The sequence below is a fragment of the Streptomyces sp. NRRL WC-3549 genome (assembly GCF_000721935.1).
Taxonomy (GTDB): Bacteria; Actinomycetota; Actinomycetes; order Streptomycetales; family Streptomycetaceae; genus Streptomyces.
Genome location: NZ_KL585427.1, coordinates 31,724 through 37,776, shown reverse-complemented (window position 1 = coordinate 37,776; position 6,053 = coordinate 31,724). Strand labels below are relative to the sequence as shown.

Genomic DNA, 6,053 nt, shown 5'->3' with positions numbered 1-6,053 from the left:
GGGGTCGCCGGCGGTGCGGTACCGGCCGGCGGACCGCCCCGTACGCGCGGCCCGGCGCGCCGGCTCAGCCCCAGTGGTCCCCCCACCCCCACGGGTCGGGGGCCGGGGCGGCCGGCGGGCGGTCGACGCCGAAGCCGCCGCGGAAGAACAGCATCGGCTCACGGTCGCTCACGTCCTCCAGGGCGAGGACCCGGCCCAGCACCACGTCGTGGTCGCCCGCTCCGTGCACGTCGTACACGTCGGCGTGCACCCGGGTCAGGACCCCGGGCAGCGACGGCGTGCCCCAGCGGGAGAGCTCCCACGCCAGGCCCTCGTACTTGCGCCCCTTGGAGGAGCCGAACCTGCCGCAGAGATCGGTCTGCTCCGCGGCCAGGACGTTCACGGTGAACCGCCCCGACTCCCTGATCCTCGGCCACGCACGCCCCCGGTGATCGGCGCAGAACAGGACGAGGGCCGGGTCCAGGGAGACGGACGCGAAGGACTGGCAGGCGAACCCGACCGGATCGCCGTCCCGGCCGACCCCCGTCACGACGGTCACCCCTGAGGCGAAGGTCCCCATGGTGCGCCGCATACGCAAGGGCGTCGGCTCGGTCTCCTCAGGGGCCTCCGGCGCGGACAGCGACTCAGCGGTCATCGGTTTCACCTCGACGGGGACGATGCGGTGGCCTGCCCGGGACCGGGCAGGGGCCGAAGGTAGGACACCGGCCGATCACCCCGGGCGGGCCGTTCCCGATGAGTGGAACGGCCCCGGGGCGCGGCCCGGCCGCCCGCACCCGCACCCCCCTCGACCCCCGCATCCCGGTGACCGAGACATCCCCCGCGGGCGCCGGACGGCCGTGGTTACGGTCCGGGAACCGAGCGCACGGCAGCCAGGGGCCGCCCGCCCCGGGACCACCGCACCGCCGGAACCACCACCGGACACCCAGGTCAATCGATCACCGAGTTCAACCGAGGGCAGGGATGATGACGGAGCTGACCCACGACTCCACATTGCGCGAACTCCCCACCGAACAGGGCGTGCTGCGCTACCACGAGGCCGGCGACGGACCTCCCCTGCTGCTCCTGCACGGTTCCGGACCCGGGGTCACCGGCTGGCGCAACTACCGCGACAACCTGGCCACGTTCGCCGAGCACTTCCGCTGCCTGGTCCTGGAGTTCCCGGGGTTCGGGGTCAGCGATCCGGCCGACGGCCACCCCATGGTGACCGCGGGCACCGCGGTCACCCGCTTCCTGGACGGACTGGGGCTCCAGCGGGTCGACGTCATCGGCAACTCGATGGGCGGCATCGTCGGCACCCGCTTCGCCCTCGCCCACCCCGACCGGGTCCGCCGCCTCGTGACCATCGGAGGCATCGGCCGCAACGTCTTCAGCCCCGGCCCCGGCGAAGGCATCAGGCTGCTCACCGAGTTCACCGACGCCCCGACCCGCGAAGGGCTGGTGCGCTGGCTCAACTCCATGGTGTACGACCCGGCCCTGGTGACCGAGGAACTCATCGAGGAACGGTGGGCGCAGGCCACCGACCCGGGCACCCTCGCAGCCGCCCGCCGGATGTACGGCAGCGAGGCCTTCGCGGCCCGCACCGCCGCGGCGGCCGCCTCCGACGAAGCGCCGTACTGGTCGATGCTGCACCGCCTCCGGGCGAAGACGCTGCTCACCTGGGGGCGCGACGACCGGGTCAGCCCGGTCGACATGTCGATCCTGCCGATGCGGACCATCCCGGACGCGGAACTGCACGTCTTCCCCGACTGCGGGCACTGGGTGATGATCGAGCAGAAGGCCGCCTGGGAGAGCGCGGTCCTCGCCTTCCTCACCCGTGAGGACGCGGCGTGAGCGCCCGGGGCGCCCAGGACGCCTCCTGGGACGAGGAGTTCGACTTCGTCGTGGTCGGCAGCGGCGGGGGCGGCATGGCCGCCGCGCTGACCGCCGCGGACTGCGGACTGTCCACCGTCGTCGTCGAGAAGGGCGCGATGTACGGCGGCACCACCGGTATCTCCGGCGGCGGCATCTGGATCCCGAACAACCCCACGCTGCGGGCCCGGGGACACGACGACAGCCGCGCGTCCGTACGCCGCTACCTCGACCGGCTCACCGAGAGCCGCGTCCCCGCCCCCCGCCTCGACGCGTACGTCGACCAGGGCCCGGCGGCGATGGAACTGCTGGAGAAGAGCCGCTGGATGCGGTTCTTCTGGGTGGAGGGCTATGCCGACTACCACCCCGAGTACGACGGGGGCCGCCCGCTCGGCCGCTCCGTCGAGGCCCTGCCCTTCGACACCCGCAAGCTCGGCGAGGACGAGAAGTACCAGCGGCCCAACAGCCTCAAGGGCCCCCTCGGCCTGTGGATCACCGCGAAGGACTACCGCAACCTCGCCATGGTCAAACGGACCTGGCGCGGACGGTGGGCCTCCGTGACCGCCGCCTGGCGGGTCTCGTCCAACGTGGTCCGCAGGCGCCACATGGCCACCGGCGGCCGGGCCCTGGTGGCCCGGATGCGGATGGCGCTCAAGGACGCCGGCGTACCGGTGTGGCTGCGGAGCCCGATGACCGAGCTGATCACCGACGCCCACGGCAAGGTCACCGGCATCCTCGTCGAACGCGACGGCACGGCCGTGCGGGTCGGCGCCCGGCACGGCGTGCTGCTGGCCACCGGCGGCTTCGACCACAACCGGGAGATGCGCGAGAAGTACCTGCCCGAAGGCGGCCGGGACGACCACAGCGCCGGGGCCGTCGAGAACGTCGGCGACGGGATCCTCGCCGGGCAGGCGCTCGGCGCGGCCCTCGACTTCATGGACGACGCCTGGTGGATGCCGTCGGTGCACCACCCCGCCGGCGCCACCATCCCCCTGGTGTCGGAGCGGTGCATCCCGCCGTCGGTGATCGTCTCCGGCGACGGCAGGCGCTTCACCAACGAGTCGTCCCCGTACGTCAACTTCGTCCACGACCAGCTCCGGGGCGGGCACACCACCGCCTGGTTCGTCATGGACGCCAAGGCCCGCGCCCGCTACCCCTTCGCCCAGATCCTCCCCGGCATGCCGTTCCCCAAGGCGTTCTACGAGAACGGCACCGTCCACCGCGCCGACGGCATCGCCGAACTCGCCCGGAGCATCGGCGTACCGGCGGACGCGCTCGGCGCGACCGTCGAACGGTTCAACGGCTTCGCCCGGACGGGCAAGGACACCGACTTCGGCCGCGGCGACAGCGCCTACGACCGGTACTACGGCGACCCGACCCTGAAGAACCCCAACCTCGACGTGATCGACAAGGCCCCCTACTACGCCGTGCGCATCGAGATCGGCGACCTCGGCACCAAGGGCGGCCTGGTCTGCGACGAGCACAGCCGGGTGCTGCGCGAGGACGGCTCCGCCGTCGCCGGGCTGTACGCCACCGGCAACACCTCCGCCTCCGTGATGGCCAACGAGTACGCCGGACCGGGCGCCACCATCGGCCCCTCCATCGTCTTCGGCTACATCGCCGCCCGGCACGCCGCCGCCCGGACCGCGGCGGCCACGAGCGGGAGCACCCCATGAGCCCCGCACCGCTGACCGTACGCGTCGTCAAGGTCATCCGGGAGACGGCCGACGCTCACTCACTGGTCCTGGAGCCCGCCGGGACGGACCGGGACCGGTTCACCTACCGGCCGGGGCAGTTCCTCACCCTCAGGGTGCCCTCCGACCGGCCCGGCGGAGCCGCCCGCTGCTACTCGCTGTGCAGCTCCCCGGTGCGCGACGACCATCTGAAAGTCACCGTCAAGCGCACCGCGGGCGGCTACGCCTCCCACTGGATCTGCGACCACGTCACCGAGGGCGACACCCTGGAGGTGCTGCGGCCCGCGGGCACCTTCACCCCGCACTCGCTCGACGGCGACTTCCTGCTGCTGGCCGCCGGCAGCGGCATCACCCCGGTGATGTCCATCCTCGCCTCGGCCCTGCACGCCGGGAGCGGGCACATCACGCTCGTGTACGCCAACCGCGACGAGCAGTCCGTCATCTTCCGCGACGAACTGGCCGCCCTGGCACGGGAGTACGGCGACCGGCTGACCGTCCTGCACTGGCTGGAGTCCGTCCAGGCCCGGCCCACCGAAGCCGGCCTGAGGGCCCTGGCCGCCCCGTACACCGAGCGCCCCGCCTTCGTCTGCGGGCCCGGGCCCTTCATGGACCTGGCCGCCGGTGCGCTCGCCGGCCTGGGGGTGCCGCCGGACCGGATCACCGTGGAGCGCTTCACCTCGCTGACCGGCGACCCCTTCGCGGAACGCGGCCCCGCCCCGGAACCGGCCCCGGGCACCACCGGACCCGCCGCCACCGCCGAGGTCGAGCTCGACGGCGAGAGCCGCACCGTCGCCTGGCCCCGGGGCACGCCCCTGCTCGACGCGCTGCTCGCCGCCGGCCTGGACGCCCCGTACTCCTGCCGGGAAGGAGCCTGCAGCGCCTGCGCCTGCGTGCTCACCGAGGGCGAGGTGGCCATGGAACGCAACGAGGTCCTGGACGCCCAGGACCTCGCCGACGGCCTGATCCTCGCCTGCCAGGCGCGCCCGCTCAGCGACCGGCTCCGGGTCACCTACGACGGCTGACCCGGCCCCGCAACCGCTCCCCTTACCCCCTCGACCCGGATGAGGTTCGAACACCGTGACAAAGGCGACCGCCGCGATCGTCGGATCCGGCAACATCGGCACCGACCTGATGTACAAGCTCCTGCGCTCCGACGCCATCGCGCCGCGCTGGATGATCGGCATCGACGAGCAGAGCCCCGGACTCAAGCGCGCCGCCGACCACGGCCTGCACACGAGCGCCGACGGTGTCGACGCGCTGCTGGCCGGTGACGAGCGGCCGGACCTGGTCTTCGAGGCCACCTCCGCCTCCGTCCACCGGGCCAACGCCCCCGAGTACGCCCGGCTCGGCATCCAGGCGATCGACCTGACCCCCGCCGCGATCGGCCCGGCGGTCGTGCCGGCCGTCAACCTCGGCGAGCACCTCGACGCGCCGAACGTCTCCCTCATCACCTGCGGGGGACAGGCCACCATCCCGATCGTGCACGCCGTCTCCCGGGTCACCGAGGTGCCGTACGCGGAGATCGTCGCGAGCGTCGCCTCGCCGTCCGCGGGCCCCGGCACCCGCGCCAACATCGACGAGTTCACGCTGACGACCAGCCGCGGCATCGAGACGATCGGCGGCGCGGCCAAGGGCAAGGCCATCATCATCCTCAACCCGGCCGAACCGCCGATGCTGATGCAGGACACCGTCTTCTGCGCCGTGCCCGCCGACGTGGACCGCGACGCCGTCACCGCCTCGGTCCACGAGACCGTCGCCCGCGTGGCCGCGTACGTACCCGGCTACCGGCTCCGCGCCGAGCCGCAGTTCGACGGGCCGACCGCGGTCAGCGGCGGGCTCGCCCGGGTCGCGGTGTTCATCGAGGTGGAGGGCGCCGGCGACTTCCTGCCGCCGTACTCCGGGAACCTCGACATCATGACCGCCGCCGCCACCGAGGTCGGCGAGGGCTTCGCCCGGCGGATCACCGCACGCCGCGCGGCCGTCTGACCCCCCGCTCACCGAGGAGTACACGAGTCATGCCCACGCCCTACAGCTCCGAGCTGGACATCCGCGTCACCGACTCGTCCCTGCGGGACGGTTCGCACGCCAAACAGCACCAGTTCACCGTCGACCACGTCACCTCGATCGTGGCCGCCCTCGACGACGCGGGCGTCCCCGTCATCGAGGTCACCCACGGGGACGGCCTCGGCGGGTCCTCCTTCAACTACGGCTTCAGCCACACCCCGGAGCAGGAACTCATCAAGGCGGCGGTGCGTACCGCGCGCCGGGCGAAGATCGCCTTCCTGATGCTGCCGGGCCTCGGCCTCCAGGACGACATCCGCGAGGCCGCCGACAACGGTGCCTCGATCTGCCGGATCGCCACCCACTGCACCGAGGCCGACATCGCCGTGCAGCACTTCGGCCTCGCCCGCGACCTCGGCCTGGAGACCGTCGGGTTCCTGATGATGTCGCACAGCCGGCCGCCGGAGGAACTGGCCCGGCAGGCGCGCGTCATGGCCGACGCCGGCTGCC

General features: G+C 73.0%; 5 protein-coding genes and 1 pseudogene. 5 read left to right on the top strand and 1 reads right to left on the bottom strand.

The genetic code is table 11. The annotated features are described in order from the left end of the window. Nucleotides 1-64: 64 nt before the first annotated feature. Nucleotides 65-634, bottom strand: a complete 570-nt coding sequence (locus IH13_RS0129240; RefSeq protein WP_051835965.1) for a flavin reductase family protein — start codon at nt 632-634, stop codon at nt 65-67. 329 nt (nt 635-963) lie between these two features. Here IH13_RS0129240 and IH13_RS0129235 point away from each other — a divergent pair, with 329 nt between their 5' ends. From IH13_RS0129235 to IH13_RS0129215, 5 genes and pseudogenes are all read left to right on the top strand, one after another. Further along, nucleotides 964-1,830 carry an alpha/beta fold hydrolase gene (locus IH13_RS0129235; RefSeq protein WP_234433433.1) on the top strand — a complete coding sequence of 289 codons (867 nt, stop codon included), beginning with the start codon at nt 964-966 and terminating at the stop codon, nt 1,828-1,830. Beyond that, the gene (locus IH13_RS0129230) at nt 1,827-3,524 is read left to right on the top strand and encodes an FAD-binding protein (protein ID WP_031089039.1); all 1,698 of its coding nucleotides are present in this window, start codon (nt 1,827-1,829) and stop codon (nt 3,522-3,524) included. Before IH13_RS0129235 ends, IH13_RS0129230 begins: the two co-directional genes overlap by 4 nt. Next, nucleotides 3,521-4,564 (top strand): ferredoxin--NADP reductase, encoded by a 1,044-nt coding sequence (locus IH13_RS0129225; RefSeq protein WP_031089038.1) that lies wholly within the window; start codon nt 3,521-3,523, stop codon nt 4,562-4,564. The genes IH13_RS0129230 and IH13_RS0129225 overlap by 4 nt, the downstream gene beginning before the upstream one ends. Nucleotides 4,565-4,619: 55 nt before the next feature. Next, a complete protein-coding gene (locus tag IH13_RS0129220) occupies nt 4,620-5,528 on the top strand; it encodes an acetaldehyde dehydrogenase (acetylating) (RefSeq protein ID WP_031089037.1) in 909 nt (302 codons plus the stop codon). A 29-nt stretch (nt 5,529-5,557) separates the two neighbouring features. Further along, nucleotides 5,558-6,053: pseudogene (locus IH13_RS0129215) on the top strand (4-hydroxy-2-oxovalerate aldolase); the annotation flags it as partial.

Bases quoted from the DNA above. Each gene is read 5' to 3' on its own strand.
- IH13_RS0129240 (WP_051835965.1), bottom strand. From the start codon at position 634: ATGACCGCTGAGTCGCTGTCCGCGCCGGAGGCCCCTGAGGAGACCGAG.
- IH13_RS0129235 (WP_234433433.1), top strand. From the start codon at position 964: ATGACGGAGCTGACCCACGACTCCACATTGCGCGAACTCCCCACCGAA.
- IH13_RS0129225 (WP_031089038.1), top strand. From the start codon at position 3,521: ATGAGCCCCGCACCGCTGACCGTACGCGTCGTCAAGGTCATCCGGGAG.